Genomic DNA, 17,191 nt, shown 5'->3' with positions numbered 1-17,191 from the left:
CCCTCCCACGCGGCTCCCGGCCACAGGATGCAGTCCGCCACGTGGGACGCCCTCACCGGGGCCGCCGCCGCGCGGTTACCCTGACCGCGTGCACCCTTGACACAGAGGGTGCAAAGCCGACAGCCGTCGCAGCCCAGGGAGCTCAACCATGGCCTCGTTGCCGAACCCGCCCGCAGACACCCAGACACGGGCCGATGCCCTCCGAGAGGCGCTCGCGACCCGGGTGGTCGTCGCCGACGGAGCCATGGGAACCATGCTCCAGGCACAGGACCCCTCGATGGAGGACTTCCAGCAGCTGGAAGGCTGCAACGAGGTACTCAACGTCACCCGCCCGGACATCGTCCGCTCGGTCCACGAGGCCTACTTCTCCGTGGGCGTGGACTGCGTCGAGACCAACACCTTCGGCGCGAACTACGCGGCCCTCGCCGAGTACGACATCCCCGACCGCAACTTCGAGCTGTCCGAGGCCGGCGCACGCATCGCCCGTCAGGTGGCCGACGAGTTCACCGCCTCCACCGGACAGCAGCGCTGGGTCCTCGGCTCCATCGGCCCCGGCACCAAGCTGCCCACCCTGGGCCACATCACCTACGCCCAGATCCGCGACGCCTACCAGATCAACGCCGAGGGCCTCATCTCCGGCGGCGCGGACGCGCTGCTCGTGGAGACCACCCAGGACCTCCTCCAGACCAAGTCCTCCATCATCGGCGCCCGCCGCGCCATGGAGGCCCTCGGCGTCACCGTCCCGCTCATCTGCTCCGTCACCGTCGAGACCACCGGCACGATGCTGCTGGGGTCGGAGATCGGTGCGGCGCTGACGGCGTTGGAGCCGCTGGGGATCGACATGATCGGTCTGAACTGTGCGACGGGTCCGGCGGAGATGAGCGAGCACCTGCGCTACCTCGCCCGCAACGCGCGGATCCCGCTGTCGTGCATGCCGAACGCGGGCCTGCCGGTGCTGACGAAGCAGGGCGCGCACTATCCGCTGTCGGCCTCCGAGCTGGCGGACGCGCAGGAGACCTTCGTCCGTGAGTACGGGCTGTCGCTGGTGGGCGGCTGCTGTGGTACGACGCCGGAGCATCTGCGGCAGGTGGTGGAGCGGGTGCGGGGCACGGCGGTGACCGAGCGCAGTCCGCAGCCGGAGGCGGGTGCGGCGTCGCTCTATCAGACGGTGCCGTTCCGGCAGGACACCTCGTACATGGCGATCGGTGAGCGGACGAACGCGAACGGGTCGAAGAAGTTCCGTGAGGCGATGCTGGAGGGCCGCTGGGACGACTGTGTGGAGATGGCGCGGGACCAGATCCGTGAGGGCGCGCACATGCTGGATTTGTGCGTGGACTACGTGGGCCGTGACGGTGTCGCGGACATGCGGGAGCTGGCGGGGCGTTTCGCCACCGCCTCCACCCTGCCCATCGTCCTGGACTCGACCGAGGTGCCGGTGATCCAGGCGGGGCTGGAGAAGCTGGGCGGGCGTGCGGTCATCAACTCGGTCAACTACGAGGACGGTGACGGGCCCGAGTCGCGGTTCGCGAAGGTGACGCGTCTGGCGCGGGAGCATGGTGCTGCGTTGATCGCGCTGACGATCGACGAGGAGGGCCAGGCCCGTACGGTCGAGCACAAGGTCGCCATCGCCGAACGCCTGATCGAGGATTTGACGTCGAACTGGGGGATCCGGGAGTCGGACATCCTGATCGACACGCTGACGTTCACGATCTGCACGGGGCAGGAGGAGTCGCGCAAGGACGGGATCGCGACGATCGAGTCGATCCGTGAGCTCAAGCGCCGTCATCCGGACGTGCAGACGACGCTGGGTCTGTCGAACATCTCCTTCGGTCTGAATCCGGCGGCCCGGGTGCTGCTGAACTCGGTGTTCCTGGACGAGTGCGTCAAGGCGGGTCTGGACTCGGCGATCGTGCACGCGTCGAAGATCCTGCCGATCGCCCGGTTCGACGAGGAGCAGGTCAGCACCGCCCTCGACCTGATCTACGACCGGCGTGAGGGTGACTACGACCCGCTGCAGAAGCTGATGGCCCTCTTCGAGGGGGTGAACACGAAGTCGCTGAAGGCCGGCCGTGCGGAGGAGCTCCTGGCGCTGCCGCTGGAGGAGCGGCTCCAGCGGCGGATCATCGACGGCGAGAAGAACGGCCTGGAGGCGGACCTGGACGAGGCCCTGCAGTCCCGGCCGGCGCTGGACATCGTCAACGACACCCTGCTGGAGGGCATGAAGGTCGTCGGTGAGCTGTTCGGTTCCGGGCAGATGCAGCTGCCGTTCGTCCTGCAGTCGGCGGAGGTGATGAAGACGGCGGTCGCCTACCTCGAGCCGCACATGGAGAAGACGGACGACGAGGGCAAGGGCACGATCGTGCTGGCCACGGTCCGCGGGGATGTCCATGACATCGGCAAGAACCTGGTCGACATCATCTTGACCAACAACGGCTACAACGTGGTGAACATCGGCATCAAGCAGCCGGTCTCGGCGATCCTGGAGGCCGCGCAGGAGCACAAGGCCGACGTGATCGGCATGTCCGGGCTGCTGGTGAAGTCCACGGTGATCATGAAGGAGAACCTGGAGGAGCTCAACCAGCGCAAGCTGGCGGCCGACTACCCGGTGATCCTCGGCGGCGCCGCCCTCACCCGCGCCTACGTCGAACAGGACCTCCACGAGATCTACGAGGGCGAGGTCCGCTACGCCCGGGACGCGTTCGAAGGCCTGCGGCTGATGGACGCGCTGATCGCCGTCAAGCGCGGCGTCCCCGGCGCCGCCCTGCCCGAGCTCAAGCAGCGCCGCGTGGCCAAGCGGGACACCCCCGCCCTCCCGGTGGAGGAGCCGGAGGAGTCCGGCGCCCGCTCCGACGTCGCCGTCGACAACCCGGTGCCCACCCCGCCCTTCTGGGGCACCCGCGTCATCAAGGGCATCCCGCTCAAGGACTACGCCTCCTGGCTGGACGAGGGCGCCCTGTTCAAGGGCCAGTGGGGCCTCAAGCAGGCCCGCGCCGGCGGGGCCACGTACGAGGAGCTCGTCGAGAGCGAGGGCCGTCCGCGTCTGCGCGGCCTCCTGGAGAAGCTGCACACCGAGAACCTCCTGGAAGCGGCCGTGGTCTACGGCTACTTCCCGTGCGTCTCCAAGGGCGACGACCTGATCATCCTCGACGAGCAGGGCAACGAGCGGACCCGCTTCACCTTCCCGCGCCAGCGCCGCGGCCGCCGCCTGTGCCTCGCCGACTTCTTCCGCCCGGAGGACTCCGGCGAGACCGACGTCATCGGCCTCCAGGTGGTCACCGTCGGCTCCAGGATCGGCGAGGCCACGGCCAAGCTGTTCGAGTCCGACTCCTACCGCGAGTACCTGGAGCTCCACGGCCTCTCCGTCCAGCTCGCCGAGGCCCTCGCCGAGTACTGGCACGCCCGCGTCCGCGCCGAGCTCGGCTTCGGCGGCGAGGACCCCGACAAGGTCGAGGACATGTTCGACCTCAAGTACCGCGGTGCCCGCTTCTCCCTCGGCTACGGCGCCTGCCCCGACCTGGAGGACCGTGCCAAGATCGCCGACCTCCTCCAGCCGGAGCGGATCGGCGTCCACCTCTCGGAGGAGTTCCAGCTCCACCCCGAGCAGTCCACCGACGCTCTGGTGATTCACCACCCCGAAGCGAAGTATTTCAACGCACGCTGACGCGGACCGGCGTACACTGGTCGGTCCCAAACAGGCCGGTCACCTGTTCCCCAGGGGATGTCCCCTGCGGGGCGAGGTGACCGGCCTTGTCGTCCCCACGAGAGGCGTACGCATGACCAGCACCGTTCCCGCACCCGTCGCCCGCACGGCCGACGGGCACGCCCTGCAGGCGGTGCTGCTGGACATGGACGGCACCCTCGTCGACACCGAGGGCTTCTGGTGGGAGATCGAGGAACAGATCTTCCTGGAGCTAGGCCACCGCCTGGAGGAGTCCTGGCGGGACGTGGTCGTCGGCGGTCCCATGAGCCGCAGCGCGTCCTTCCTCATCGAGCGGACCGGGGCCGCCATCGGCCTCGCCGAGCTGAGCGTCCTGCTCAACGAGCGGTTCGAGGCCCGCATCGCCGACCGGGTCCCCCTGATGCCCGGCGCCGAGCGCCTGCTGAGCGAGCTGGCCCGGCACAACGTGCCCACCGCCCTGGTCTCCGCCTCGCACCGCCGCGTCATCGACCAGGTGCTGCTCACCCTCGGCCGCGACCGCTTCACGCTGACGGTCGCCGGCGACGAGGTACCCCGTACGAAGCCCCACCCCGACCCGTACCTGCTCGCGGCCGGCACCCTCGGCGCGCACCCCTCGCGCTGCGCCGTCATCGAGGACACCGCCACCGGGGTCGCCGCCGCCGAGGCGGCCGGCTGCCGCGTCGTGGCCGTCCCCTCCGTCGGCGTCATCGCGCCCGCGCCCGGCCGGACCATCGTGCGCTCGCTCGAGGACGTGGACCTCCCCTTCCTGCGCTCGCTCATCACTACGATGAACTGAGCGCGCACGCTCCGTACCGAACAGAACGGGGGCGAGCTGGAGGTCCGACGAGAGGATCTTCCGCTCTTAACCCCGGAGGCCGAAATTCCATCCTCTCCGTACGCGACATTTCAGGTGACCTTGGTCACCCGGGAAGCCCCCGCCGAGCTCCCACACCGGCTCCGGGGGCTTCCCTTGTGTCCGGATTGATCATCTCCTGACCGCATCTGCGAGGACTCCGGCATAAGCGGTAAGTCCGCACCCATCACGGTGCGATTACACCCCAACTCCTGCCAGTTCCAGCCATCCCGCCCCAGCCCACTAATGTCGACGCGGGCACTCCGCACGCACCCTTGCCGCACCGGCCGCGCACCCTTGCGCCGGTACGCGCGTGGACCGATCGTCAAACACCGGCCCGATCGTTCCGCCCTGAACGGGCGACCGCCGCGAAGTGCCCTCTACGCCGCTTTGAACAAGTGCCGGGTGAGGGAGTACTTCCAGCATGAACCGCAAGACCATGGTGCTGACGGCCGCGATCGGCCTGCTCACCCCCGCGCTGTCCGCATGCGGCAGCGCGAGCGGCGGAGGAGCAGCGTCCGGAGCGATCGTCGTCGGCACCACCGACCGGTTCGAGGCCGCCGACTACGCTCCCGCCCCCTTCGACCCCGCCTACGCCTACGACGCCGGCGCCTGGAACATCCTGCGCCAGACCGTCCAGACGCTCGTGCACACCCCGCGCGGCGGCGGCCAGCCCGTCCCCGAAGCCGCCTCCGACTGCCGCTTCACCGACACCGGCAACGAGAGCTACCGCTGCACCCTGCGGCCCGGCCTGAAGTTCGCCAGTGGCGACCCGGTCACCGCCAAGGACGTCAAGTTCTCCATCGACCGCGTCCGCGCGATCAAGGACGAGAACGGCCCCTCCGCCCTCCTCTCCACCCTCGACACCGTCGAGACCAAGGGCACCGACACCGTCGTCTTCCACCTCAAGACCGCCGACGCGACCTTCCCGTACAAGCTCGCCACCCCCGCCGCGGGCATCGTCAGCGAGAAGAACTACGAGGCCAAGAAGCTCCGCCCCGGCTTCACCGTCGACGGCTCCGGCCCCTACACGATGAAGGCCGAAGTCAAGGACAACCACCTCGTCCGCGCCGTCTTCACCAAGAACCCGAACTACAAGGGCGACATCAAGCCGCAGAACGACAAGGTCGAACTGCGCACCTTCGACGACTCCGCCACCATGGGCAAGGCGCTCACCGACGGGAAGATCCACGTGGTCTCCCGCACCCTGTCGCCCGCCCAGATCGCCGAGTTCGCCAAGACTCCCCCCAAGGGCGTCAAGCTCACCCCGATGCCCGGCCTCGAAATCCGCTACATCGGCTTCAACACCGACGCCCCGACCGTCAGCAACAAGGCCGTGCGCCAGGCCCTCGCCGCCGCCGTCGACCGCAACAACGTCATCTCCAAGGTCTACGGCAAGTCCGCGCAGCCCCTGTACTCGCTCGTCCCCACCGCCGTGCCCGGCCACGTCAACTCGTTCTACAACAAGTACGGCGAGGCCAACACCGCCAAGGCCGCCGACATCCTCAAGGCCGCCGGGGTCAAGCCCCCCGTCAAGCTCACCCTGAACTACACCACGGACCACTACGGCGACGGCACCGCCGCCGAGTTCGACGCCCTCAAGGCCCAGCTGAACTCCACCCAGCTGTTCGACATCACCGTCCAGGGCAACGAGTGGGGCACCTTCCGCCCCGCCCAGAAGAAGGGCGACTACGCCGCCTACGGGCTCGGCTGGTTCCCCGACTACCCGGACCCCGACAACTTCCTCGCCCCGTTCCTGGAGCAGGACAACTTCCTGGGCACGCCGTACGCCAACACCGCGGTGCGCACCAGGCTCATCCCCGAATCCCGCCGCGCGGCCGACCGCAACGTCGCCGTGCCCGCGATCACGGAGATGCAGGACATCGTCGCCGACGACGTCCCCGTCCTGCCCCTGTGGCAGGGCAAGCAGTACGTCGCCGCACGCGACGGGATCACCGGAGTGGAATGGTCGGTCAACGCCATCTCCGACCTCCAGCTGTGGGAACTCGGCCGGGGTGTCAGCGGCTGAGACCGGCAGGACCGGCGGCGGACGTCGCAGGCCGGCGCAACGACAGACAAGACTGTGAAGGAATTCGCGTGAAGAGACGTAACCAGTGGTTGGCAGCCCCGCTCGGCGCGGCCACTGCCGCAGCGCTGCTCAGCGGTTGCGGTTCGCAGGACGGCTCCGCCGCCGGCAACGGCAAGGGCGTGGTCATGGGCATATCCGACAAGGTGAAGTCCGTCGACCCCGCATCGGGCTACGACCCGGGCTCCTGGCTGCTCTTCAACAACGTCTTCCAGTCCCTGCTGACGTTCCCCAAGGGCGGCACCACCCCCGAGCCCGACGCCGCCCAGGCCTGCAACTTCGAGGGCGGCGACAGCAAGGTGTACAAGTGCACCCTGCGCAGCGGCCTGAAGTTCAGCAACGGCAACAGCCTCACCTCGAAGGACGTCAAGTTCTCCTTCGAACGCACGCTGAAGATCAACGACGCCAACGGCCCCGCCGTCATGCTGTCGTCGATCGCGAGCATCGAGGCCCCCGACGAGAAGACCGTCGTCTTCAGGCTGAAGTCCTCCGACGCCACCTTCCCCAGCAAGATCGCGTCGGGCGCGGGCGCCATCGTCGACCACAAGGAATACCCGGCCGACAAGCTCCGCACCGACAACAAGGCCGTCGGGTCCGGCGTCTACAAGCTGGACGCCTTCAGCGAGAAGAGCGCCAACTTCTCCGTCAACGACTCCTACAGCGGCAAGGCCAAGGCCAAGAACACCGGCGTCACGCTGAAGTTCTTCAACGGCGACCAGGCCGGCCTCAAGACCGTCCTGGAGAGCGGCGACGTCGACTTCGCCTTCCGCGGCCTCGCCGCCAAGGACATCGCCGGCCTCGCCGCCACCAAGACCGGCGACAACAAGGTCGACGTCGTCCAGGGCACCGGCGCAGAAGTCGAGCACATGGTCTTCAACGTGAACGACCCCGTCGTCGGCAAGCTCCCCGTCCGCAAGGCCATCGCCTACCTCGTCGACCGCGAAGCGCTCGTCAAGGACGTGTACGCGGGCACCGCCGCCCCGCTCTACTCGATCGTCCCGGCCGGCATCGCCGGACACACCACCCCCTACTTCGACCGCTACGGCGGCTCGCCGCAGCTGGAGAAGGCCAAGGCGGTCCTCAAGGCCGCCAACATCACCGGCAAGATCAAGCTGACCCTGTGGTCCACGCCGTCCCGCTACGGCCCCTCCACCGACCACCAGTTCCAGGTCATCGCCAAGCAGCTCAACGACAGCGGCCTCTTCGACGCCGACGTCAAGTCCGTCGAGTTCGAGCAGTACGAGAAGGACATCGACGCCGGCAAGTACGGCGTCTACGTCAAGGGCTGGGTCCCCGACTACCCCGACGCCGACAACTTCACCCAGCCGTTCTTCGGCCCGGACAACGTCCTGCGCAACAACTACGACAACAAGGAGATCAGCGGGACCATCATCCCCGCCACCTCCACCAAGTCCGACCGCACCGCGGCCAACACGGACTACACCCGCCTCCAGGACATCGTCGCCGACGAGCTCCCGATCCTCCCGCTCTGGCAGAGCAAGCAGTACGCCGTCGCCCGCCAGAACGTGACCGGCCTCCAGTGGTCCCTGGACGCCTCCACGGTCTTCCGCTTCTGGGAGATCAGCAAGGGCTGACCCGGCCCCGGACACACCTGCGCCCCGGCACCCGAGAAGGGAGCCGGGGCGCAGCCGTACCCGCGGGGCCGTACGCCCTACTGCGCCCCCGGCCGCACCAGACCGCTCTCGTACGCGTACACCGCCGCCTGCACCCGGTCGCGCAGACCCAGCTTCGTCAGCACGTGCCCCACGTGCGTCTTCACCGTCGTCTCGCTGACGAACAGGTCCGCCGCGATCTCCGCGTTCGACAGCCCCCGGGCCACCAGCCTCAACACCTCCACCTCACGCTCGGTCAGCGTCCCCAGCGTGTCCGGCAGACCCTGCTCACCCGACGGCAGATGACCGGCGTACTTGTCCAGCAACCGCCGCGTGATGCTCGGCGCCAGCATCGCCTCACCCGCCGCGACCACCCGGATCGCCTGCACCAGCTCCGTCGCCGGCGCGTCCTTCAACAGGAACCCGCTCGCCCCCGCCCGCAGCGCCTCCACCACGTACTCGTCCAGATCGAACGTGGTCAGCACCAGCACCTTCGCCGGCCCGTTCCGCTCCGGCCCGGTGATCTGCCGGGTCGCCTCCACCCCGTCCATCCGTGGCATCCGGATGTCCATCAGCACCACGTCCGGCTGCAGCGCCCGCACCTGCTCCAACGCCTGCAGACCGTCCCCGGCCTCACCCACCACCACCAGGTCCCCCTCCGCCTCCAGAATCATCCGGAAGCCGGTGCGCAGCAGTGGCTGGTCGTCGACCAGCAGGACGCGGATCGCCACGGGGTACCTCGTATTCATCGGGCGGCAACGGCGGACGCCGCCCATTCTGCCCTGGCCGGCCGATCAGGAACCGGCCGGGCGATCCGCCCCGTCCCGAGGCCGCACCACCAGCGGATACACCGGGGGAGTGCCCCCGAACTCCGGACACACCGACCGATGGTCACACCACCCGCACAGCTTCGTCGGCCGCGGCCGCCAGTCACCCGTCTCCGTCGCCTCCCGGATCGCCTCCCACAGCGCGTGCAGCTTCCGCTCCACCCGCTCCAGGTCCGCCGGCACCGGGTCGTACGTCAGCACGTCCCCGCTCCCCAGATACACCAGCTGCAGCCGCCGCGGCACCACCTGCCGCAGCCGCCACACCACCAGCGCGTAGAACTTCATCTGGAACAGCGCACCCTCCGCGTACTCCGGCCGCGGCGCCTTGCCCGTCTTGTAGTCGACGATCCGCACCTCACCCGTCGCCGCCACGTCCACCCGGTCGATGATCCCGCGCAGCCGCAGCCCCGACTCCAGCTCCGCCTCCACGAAGAACTCCCGCTCCACCGGCTCCAGCCGCGTCGGGTCCTCCAACGTGAACCAGCGCTCCACCAGCGCCTCCGCCTCCGACAGCCAGCGCGCCAGCCCCGCCCCCTCGTCCCCCTCCGGGAACAGGTCCGCCAGCTCCGGCTTCGCCTCCAGCAGCCGCTCCCACTGCCCCGGCAGCAGCTCCTTCGCCCGCGGCACCGTCCGCTCGTGCGCCGGATGATCGAAGAGCCGCTCCAGCACCGCGTGCACCAGCGTCCCCCGCGTCGCCGCCGCACTCGGCTTCTCCGGAAGCCGGTCGATCACCCGGAACCGGTACAGCAACGGGCACTGCATGAAGTCACCGGCCCGCGACGGGGACAGCGAGGTCGGCCGGGAAACACCCGTAGAAGCATCTGCGGAACCGGCACCGGGGGTCGTCGTCATGCGTAAAACCCTACGACCCGGGACAGACAGCACGCGCATACCATCGACTACGGGCCCCTCGCCCTGCATGATCGGAGCATCACACCGCGCAACAGCGCACCGCGCCACCGACGCGACGCGACCCCCCGCAAGCACCGCACGAACGAAGGAAAACCGTGGCAGACACCGACGAATCCGGCGAGCGCAGGTCCAAGCGCTCCGACCCGGGCGGCGGCATCCTCATGGGCCGCCCCTTCGGCGTGCCCGTCTACGTCTCGCCCAGCTGGTTCCTCGTCGCCGCGCTCATCACCTGGGTCTTCGGAGACCAGCTCGACCGGGTCCTGCCCGACCTCGGCCCCGCCCGCTACCTCGTCTCCCTCTTCTTCGCCGTCGCCTTCTACGCCTCCGTCCTCGTCCACGAACTGGCACACACCATCGCCGCGCTCCGCTACAAACTCCCCGTGCGCCGCATCCAGCTCCAGTTCTTCGGCGGCGTCTCCGAGATCGAGAAGGAGTCTGAGACCCCCGGCCGCGAATTCGCCCTCGCCTTCGTCGGCCCCCTCCTCTCCCTCGCCCTCGCCGGAGCCTTCTACCTCGGCATGAAGGCCGTCCACCCCGCCACCGTCCCCGGCGTCCTCCTCGCCGGCCTGATGATCTCCAACCTCCTCGTCGCCGCCTTCAACCTCCTGCCCGGCCTCCCCCTCGACGGCGGCCGCATGCTCCGCGCCGTCATCTGGGGCATCACCGGCAAACCCATGACCGGCACCGTCGCCGCCGCCTGGGTCGGCCGCGCCCTCGCCGTCACCGTCCTCATCGGACTGCCCCTCCTCACCCAGACCGGGGTCCTCGGCAACCCCACCCGGGAAATCGGCGGCATGGACACCGTCATGGACGCCCTCCTCGCCGCGATCCTGGCCGCCATCATCTGGACCGGCGCCGGCAACAGCCTCCGCATGGCCCGCCTGCGCGAACACCTCCCCGAACTCCGCGCCCGCGCCCTCACCCGCCGCGCCATCCCCGTCCAGACCGCCACCCCCCTCTCCGAAGCCCTCCGCCGCGCCAACGAAGCCGGAGCCCGCGCCCTCGTCGTCGTCGACGGCCAGGGCGACCCCACCGCCATCGTCCGCGAGACAGCCATCGCCTCCGTCCCCGAACACCGCCGCCCCTGGGTCGCCGTCAGCACCCTCGCCCAGGACCTCACCGACGGCATGAAGGTTTCCGCGGACCTCACCGGCGAAGAACTCCTCGACCACCTCCGCGCCACCCCCGCCACCGAATACCTCGTCCTCGAACCCACCGGCGAGATCTACGGCGTCCTGTCCACCCTCGACGTCGAGAAGGCCTTCGTGAAGGCCATGGCGCGGCCCCAGTCCTGAAGCCAATACACTGGTCACATGTCCGAACCGACCGGTGCCGCCCGCCGACGCGGGCCCTTCGAGGTCGGGGACCAGGTTCAGCTCACCGACCCCAAGGGCCGCCACTACACGTTCACGCTCGAAGCCGGGAAGAATTTCCACACCCACAAGGGTTCCTTCCCCCACGACGAGCTGATCGGTGCTCCCGAGGGCAGTGTTGTCCGTACCACGGGGAACGTCGCGTACCTCGCGCTGCGCCCCCTGCTCCCCGACTATGTCCTGTCCATGCCCCGCGGCGCCGCCGTGGTCTACCCCAAGGACGCGGGCCAGATCCTGGCCTTCGCCGACATCTTCCCCGGCGCCCGCGTCGTGGAGGCAGGAGTGGGCTCCGGCTCCCTCAGCAGCTTCCTGCTGCGCGCCATCGGTGACCAGGGCATGCTCCACAGCTACGAGCGCCGCGCGGACTTCGCAGAGATCGCCACGGCCAACGTCGAGCGCTACTTCGGCGGCCCCCACCCCGCGTGGCAGCTGACCGTCGGCGACCTCCAGGACAATCTGTCCGACACCGACGTCGACCGCGTCATCCTCGACATGCTCGCCCCCTGGGAGTGCCTGGAGGCCGTCTCCAAGGCCCTCGTCCCCGGCGGCATCCTCTGCTGCTACGTGGCCACCACCACCCAGCTCTCGCGCACCGTCGAGTCCATCCGCGAGTTCGGCTGCTACGCCGAGCCGCAGCCGTGGGAATCGATGATCCGCAACTGGCACGTCGAAGGCCTCGCCGTCCGCCCCGACCACCGGATGATCGGCCACACCGGCTTCCTCGTCACCGCCCGCCGCCTCGCCGACGGCGTCGAGCCCCCCATGCGCCGCCGCCGCCCCTCCAAGGGCGCCTACGGCGAGGACTACGAGGGCCCCGGCAGCGACCGCTCCGCGTAGCGCACCCCGCCAACACGAAGGCGCTGTGGCGCAGTTCCCCCTGTGAACCGGGAACTGCGCCACAGCGCCTTCTCGTTGCCGGGAGGCGGCCTCGTGCGGGTCGGACCCGGCCGTTCCACTCCCGTGTGACGTGTGGCACGATGCTGGCTCCCCGTCACCCTTCGCACAGGAGACACCCGGCGTGCTGCACAGCCCCACCGACCTGGCGCACCGTCGCACCAGGCCCCTCCACTGGCTCGCCACGGCCACCGCCCTCGCCGCCGTCATAGCCGGCGCCGGACTGCTCCAGCCAGGCCGGGCCACCGGAGCCACCCCCGCGCCCGGCCCGGACGCCGCCCCGTCAGCGACGGCCCCCGACGCGCACGCGGCCGCGTACCCCCTCGACTGCAAGGGCACCCCGCACACCGTCACCGAAACCGCCCAGGGCGACCTCGACGGCGACGGCCGCCCCGAGACCGTCGCGGCCGTCCGCTGCGACGCCGGCACCGGCACCCCGCCCCACGCCCTCTACGTACTGGCCCAGGGCCCGCAGGAGGGCTCCGCCCCCCGGGTCGTCGCCACCCTCCTCGACGCCGGACGCCGACGCACCGTGACGGACCTCACCATCGGCGACGGCACCGTCACCGCACGCCTGCTCGGCTACTCCTCACCCTCCGTGCCGCGCTACGAACCCGATGTGAAGGAGCTCGCCACCTGGCGCTGGGCCGTCGGGAAATTCCGCCAGGAGCTGACGGATTCAGCCGCGGGACGTGTTTGAAGCGTCACTCCGCGTCCGGGCCGTACACCTCGACCCTGTCCGAAACGCGGCGCACGTGGATGCAGTCCCCCGGACATTCCTTGGCCGAATCGACCACGTCCTGCAGGAGCACCAGAGGAACCGGAGTGGTCGCCCCCGCCTCCTGCAGCAGTTCGTCGTCGGCGCTCTTCACGTACGCCAGACCATCGATGTCCAGCTCGAACACCTCCGGGGCGTACTGCACGCAGATGCCGTCCCCGGTGCACAGGTCCTGGTCGATCCAGACCTCCAGCGGCTCCCCGGCCCCGTCGGAACCACCTGTCGGGGCCTCCTGCTGCACGGTCATATCTCCTGCCGTTTCCTGCTCTGAGTGATCCGCCCCGAACACGACTCGCGGCAAGTCGCGCCAGCCCTGGCGGGTGTTGAACGCTTCGACCTTACAACCGGCTGCTTTCCGATGTTGAACGGTGGGTATTTCCCTGGCGTGAGGGAGTACGCAAGGGTGAAGATCGGACACACCTCTACCGTCTTTGTGATCTAGGGGTTTCAATCACCACCAGCCCAGGTAGGGTCAGGAAGCGTCCAGCTCCCCTTGGAGGAGGTGAGGACCGTGGCAGCCCACGACGACGACATCAACCGCGGCATCCGGCCCGGGCGAGGGTCTGAGGACCCCGCTGGCCAGGTTGCCTATCTCGAGCAGGAAATCGCCGTCCTGCGACGCAAGCTCGCCGACTCTCCGCGGCACACGAGGATTCTCGAAGAGCGGATCGTCGAGCTCCAGACGAATCTGGCAGGCGTCTCCGCGCAGAACGAACGCCTGGCGAACACCCTCCGTGAGGCCCGCGACCAGATCGTGGCCCTCAAGGAAGAAGTCGACCGGCTCGCACAGCCGCCGGCCGGCTTCGGTGTCTTCCTTCAGGCGAACGAGGACGGCACCGTCGACATCTTCACCGGCGGGCGCAAGCTCCGCGTGAACGTGAGCCCCAGCGTCGACCCGGAAGACCTCCGGCGCGGCCAGGAGGTCATGCTCAACGAAGCGCTCAACGTGGTCGAGGCCATGGAATTCGAGCGGGCCGGGGACATCGTCACCCTCAAGGAAATCCTCGAGGACGGCGAGCGCGCCCTGGTGGTCGGGCACACCGACGAGGAGAGGGTGGTGAGGCTCGCCGAGCCGCTCCTGGACATCACCATCCGCCCCGGCGACGCCCTCCTGCTCGAACCCCGCTCCGGCTACGTCTACGAGGTCGTCCCCAAGAGCGAGGTCGAGGACCTGGTCCTCGAAGAGGTCCCGGACATCGACTACGACAAGATCGGCGGCCTGGGCGACCAGATCGAGCTGATCCGCGACGCCGTCGAGCTCCCGTACCTCTACCCCGACCTCTTCAAGGAGCACGAACTGCGGCCCCCGAAGGGCATCCTGCTCTACGGCCCGCCCGGCTGCGGCAAGACGCTCATCGCCAAGGCCGTCGCCAACTCCCTTGCCAAGAAGGTCGCGGAAGTGACCGGGCAGGCGGCCGGCAAGTCGTACTTCCTGAACATCAAGGGACCCGAGCTCCTCAACAAGTACGTCGGCGAGACCGAGCGGCACATCCGCCTCGTCTTCCAGCGTGCGAGGGAGAAGGCGAGCGAGGGCACCCCCGTCATCGTCTTCTTCGACGAGATGGAATCCCTCTTCCGCACCCGCGGATCCGGCGTCAGCTCGGACGTGGAGAACACCATCGTCCCCCAGCTGCTCGCCGAGATCGACGGCGTGGAAGGCCTGGAGAACGTCATCGTCATCGGCGCCTCCAACCGCGAGGACATGATCGACCCGGCCATCCTGCGCCCCGGCCGCCTCGACGTGAAGATCAAGATCGAGCGCCCGGACGCCGAGGCGGCGAAGGACATCTTCGCCAAGTACCTCAAGGCCTCGCTCCCGCTCCACACGGACGACCTCAGCGAACACTCCGGCTCGCCCCAGGTGGCCGTCCACAGCATGATCCAGACCGTGGTCGAGCAGATGTACGCCGAATCCGAGGAGAACCGCTTCCTCGAGGTCACGTACGCCAACGGCGACAAGGAAGTCCTGTACTTCAAGGACTTCAACTCCGGCGCCATGATCCAGAACATCGTGGACCGGGCCAAGAAGATGGCCATCAAGGCCTTCCTCGAACACAACCAGAAGGGCCTGAGGGTCTCCCACCTCCTCCAGGCCTGCGTGGACGAGTTCAAGGAGAACGAGGACCTGCCCAACACCACCAACCCGGACGACTGGGCCCGCATCTCCGGAAAGAAGGGCGAGCGGATCGTATTCATCCGCACGCTCGTCACCGGAAAGCAGGGCGCGGACACCGGACGCTCCATCGACACGGTGGCGAACACAGGTCAGTACCTCTGACGGAGCGAGGCGGCCGCGGGTGCCTCACATGGCACCCGCGGCCGACTGCTTTACCGCCCCGCATTCACGGCCGGCCTTGGCCCCGCCCTTTTCAGCCGGTGACAAGGCGAATTCAATGACTGAAATGATCTCCCCACCAGCGCGGAGTGGTTCTAGGCTCTTCCGTACCGCCGGTCGCGCAGCGCGGGGACGGGCACCGCACACGACGCACCGGAGCACCAGCGGTACTTGAGCGCCGCTCCCGAACGGGAGCGCCGCCGGGCAAGGAGGGCCGCATGACCGTACGGCGAGTAATGGGGATCGAAACGGAGTACGGGATCTCCGTTCCGGGGCACCCGAACGCCAATGCCATGCTCACCTCGTCCCAGATCGTCAACGCCTACGCGGCGGCGATGCACCGGGCGCGACGCGCCCGCTGGGATTTCGAGGAGGAGAATCCGCTGCGGGACGCCCGCGGCTTCGACCTCGCCCGCGAGGCCGCCGACAGCAGCCAGCTGACCGACGAGGACATCGGCCTCGCCAACGTCATCCTCACGAACGGCGCGCGCCTCTACGTCGACCACGCCCACCCCGAGTACAGCTCGCCCGAGGTTACCAACCCCCTCGACGCCGTCCTCTGGGACAAGGCCGGCGAACGGATCATGGCCGAGGCCGCCGAGCGGGCCGCCCAGCTGCCCGGCGCCCAGCCGATCCACCTCTACAAGAACAACACCGACAACAAGGGCGCCTCCTACGGCACGCACGAGAACTACCTGATGAAGCGGGAGACCCCCTTCTCGGACATCGTGCGCCACCTGACCCCCTTCTTCGTCTCCCGCCAGGTCGTCACCGGGGCCGGCCGCATCGGCATCGGCCAGGACGGCCGCGAGCACGGCTTCCAGATCAGCCAGCGGGCCGACTACTTCGAGGTCGAGGTCGGGCTGGAGACCACCCTCAAGCGGCCCATCATCAACACCCGCGACGAACCCCACTCGGACGCCGAGAAGTACCGCCGTCTCCACGTGATCATCGGCGACGCGAACCTCTCCGAGATCTCCACGTACCTCAAGCTGGGCACGACCGCGCTCGTCCTGTCCATGATCGAGGACGGCTTCATCAACGTCGACCTCGCCGTGGACCAGCCCGTCCGCACCCTCCACCAGGTCTCCCACGACCCCTCCCTCCAGCACCTCATCACGCTGCGCAGCGGGCGCACCCTGACCGCCGTACAGCTCCAGATGGAGTACTTCGAGCTGGCCAGGAAGTACGTGGACGAGCGGTTCGGGACGGACGCGGACGAGCAGACCAAGGACGTCCTGGGACGCTGGGAGGACGTACTGGGCCGGCTGGAGACCGACCCGATGAGCCTGGCCGGGGAGCTGGACTGGATCGCCAAGCGGGAGATCCTGGAGGGCTACCGGCGCCGTGACGGTCTCGACTGGGACGCGGCCCGCCTCCACCTGGTGGACCTCCAGTACTCGGACGTACGGCCCGAGAAGGGCCTGTACAACCGCCTGGCCGCCCGCGGCAAGATGAAGCGGCTGCTGGACGAGCCGGCGGTGGAGCGGGCCGAGAGCAAGCCGCCGGAGGACACCCGGGCGTACTTCCGCGGCCGGTGTCTGGAGCAGTACGCGGACGACGTGGCGGCGGCGTCCTGGGACTCGGTGATCTTCGACCTCCCGGGCCGCGACTCCCTCCAGCGGGTCCCCACCCTGGAGCCCCTCCGGGGGACCCGCAACCACGTCAAGGAGCTCCTGGACCGCTGCCGCACGGCGGAGGACCTGGTCCGGGTGCTTTCCGGACAGTGAATGCCGCCTTCGGGGCCTGAAAGGGCCCCGGCCCGGGAATCATGAAGGCACCCGGACGTTGTGAAAGTACGGGGACGAACGCCGGGCCCTCCTTGTAGGGTCCGACGTAGG

Annotated in this window: 12 protein-coding genes; 9 read left to right on the top strand and 3 right to left on the bottom strand. The window is 68.9% G+C overall.

From position 1 onward, the window contains the following. Window positions 1-148 precede the first annotated feature (148 nt). From metH to D1J60_RS07750, 4 genes are all read left to right on the top strand, one after another. Window positions 149-3,661 carry a methionine synthase gene (metH, locus tag D1J60_RS07765; RefSeq protein WP_125820610.1) on the top strand — a complete coding sequence of 1,171 codons (3,513 nt, stop codon included), beginning with the start codon at window positions 149-151 and terminating at the stop codon, window positions 3,659-3,661. Between the two features lie 112 nt (window positions 3,662-3,773). After that, a complete protein-coding gene (locus D1J60_RS07760; RefSeq protein ID WP_125598797.1) occupies window positions 3,774-4,475 on the top strand; it encodes an HAD family phosphatase in 702 nt (233 codons plus the stop codon). Window positions 4,476-4,956: 481 nt separating this feature from the next. After that, the gene (locus D1J60_RS07755) at window positions 4,957-6,561 is read left to right on the top strand and encodes an ABC transporter substrate-binding protein (protein ID WP_125820609.1); all 1,605 of its coding nucleotides are present in this window, start codon (window positions 4,957-4,959) and stop codon (window positions 6,559-6,561) included. Window positions 6,562-6,629: 68 nt separating this feature from the next. Further along, on the top strand, window positions 6,630-8,213 hold the full coding sequence (locus tag D1J60_RS07750; RefSeq protein WP_125820608.1) for an ABC transporter substrate-binding protein: 1,584 nt from the start codon (window positions 6,630-6,632) through the stop codon (window positions 8,211-8,213). A gap of 77 nt (window positions 8,214-8,290) precedes the next feature. Here the strand turns inward: D1J60_RS07750 and D1J60_RS07745 are convergent, their stop codons facing one another. Both D1J60_RS07745 and D1J60_RS07740 read right to left on the bottom strand, forming a co-directional pair. Continuing rightward, entirely contained in the window at window positions 8,291-8,962 is a 672-nt protein-coding gene (locus D1J60_RS07745) for a response regulator transcription factor (protein WP_125598788.1), read from the bottom strand. A 63-nt stretch (window positions 8,963-9,025) separates the two neighbouring features. Next, window positions 9,026-9,910 (bottom strand): RecB family exonuclease, encoded by an 885-nt coding sequence (locus tag D1J60_RS07740; RefSeq protein ID WP_185899513.1) that lies wholly within the window; start codon window positions 9,908-9,910, stop codon window positions 9,026-9,028. Window positions 9,911-10,065: 155 nt separating this feature from the next. Between D1J60_RS07740 and D1J60_RS07735 the strand changes: the two genes are divergently transcribed. The 3 genes from D1J60_RS07735 (at window position 10,066) to D1J60_RS07725 (ending at window position 12,937) form a co-directional block, all read left to right on the top strand. Further along, complete coding sequence (locus D1J60_RS07735; RefSeq protein ID WP_125820607.1) at window positions 10,066-11,265, top strand: site-2 protease family protein; 1,200 nt, start codon at window positions 10,066-10,068, stop codon at window positions 11,263-11,265. Window positions 11,266-11,283: 18 nt separating this feature from the next. Next, window positions 11,284-12,180 carry a tRNA (adenine-N1)-methyltransferase gene (locus D1J60_RS07730; RefSeq protein ID WP_007263187.1) on the top strand — a complete coding sequence of 299 codons (897 nt, stop codon included), beginning with the start codon at window positions 11,284-11,286 and terminating at the stop codon, window positions 12,178-12,180. A 181-nt stretch (window positions 12,181-12,361) separates the two neighbouring features. Further along, on the top strand, window positions 12,362-12,937 hold the full coding sequence (locus tag D1J60_RS07725; protein ID WP_125820606.1) for a hypothetical protein: 576 nt from the start codon (window positions 12,362-12,364) through the stop codon (window positions 12,935-12,937). 4 nt (window positions 12,938-12,941) lie between these two features. Here the strand turns inward: D1J60_RS07725 and D1J60_RS07720 are convergent, their stop codons facing one another. Then, the gene (locus D1J60_RS07720) at window positions 12,942-13,262 is read right to left on the bottom strand and encodes a ferredoxin (protein ID WP_042800683.1); all 321 of its coding nucleotides are present in this window, start codon (window positions 13,260-13,262) and stop codon (window positions 12,942-12,944) included. A 264-nt stretch (window positions 13,263-13,526) separates the two neighbouring features. Between D1J60_RS07720 and arc the strand changes: the two genes are divergently transcribed. Beyond that, window positions 13,527-15,293: a proteasome ATPase gene (gene arc / locus D1J60_RS07715; RefSeq protein ID WP_125598779.1), complete on the top strand. Its 1,767-nt coding sequence runs from the start codon at window positions 13,527-13,529 to the stop codon at window positions 15,291-15,293. A gap of 275 nt (window positions 15,294-15,568) precedes the next feature. Continuing rightward, window positions 15,569-17,080 carry a depupylase/deamidase Dop gene (dop, locus tag D1J60_RS07710; protein WP_125820605.1) on the top strand — a complete coding sequence of 504 codons (1,512 nt, stop codon included), beginning with the start codon at window positions 15,569-15,571 and terminating at the stop codon, window positions 17,078-17,080. The last annotated feature ends 111 nt before the right edge of the window (window positions 17,081-17,191 follow it).

The organism is Streptomyces sp. W1SF4 (assembly GCF_003950035.1).
Lineage (GTDB): Bacteria > Actinomycetota > Actinomycetes > Streptomycetales > Streptomycetaceae > Streptomyces > Streptomyces racemochromogenes.
The sequence above is the reverse complement of the archived record's forward strand: the minus strand, read 5'-3'. Positions and strand labels throughout refer to the sequence as shown.

Bases quoted from the DNA above. Each gene is read 5' to 3' on its own strand.
- metH (WP_125820610.1), top strand. From the start codon at position 149: ATGGCCTCGTTGCCGAACCCGCCCGCAGACACCCAGACACGGGCCGAT.
- D1J60_RS07760 (WP_125598797.1), top strand. From the start codon at position 3,774: ATGACCAGCACCGTTCCCGCACCCGTCGCCCGCACGGCCGACGGGCAC.
- D1J60_RS07755 (WP_125820609.1), top strand. From the start codon at position 4,957: ATGAACCGCAAGACCATGGTGCTGACGGCCGCGATCGGCCTGCTCACC.
- D1J60_RS07740 (WP_185899513.1), bottom strand. From the start codon at position 9,910: ATGACGACGACCCCCGGTGCCGGTTCCGCAGATGCTTCTACGGGTGTT.
- D1J60_RS07730 (WP_007263187.1), top strand. From the start codon at position 11,284: ATGTCCGAACCGACCGGTGCCGCCCGCCGACGCGGGCCCTTCGAGGTC.
- D1J60_RS07720 (WP_042800683.1), bottom strand. From the start codon at position 13,262: ATGACCGTGCAGCAGGAGGCCCCGACAGGTGGTTCCGACGGGGCCGGG.
- dop (WP_125820605.1), top strand. From the start codon at position 15,569: ATGACCGTACGGCGAGTAATGGGGATCGAAACGGAGTACGGGATCTCC.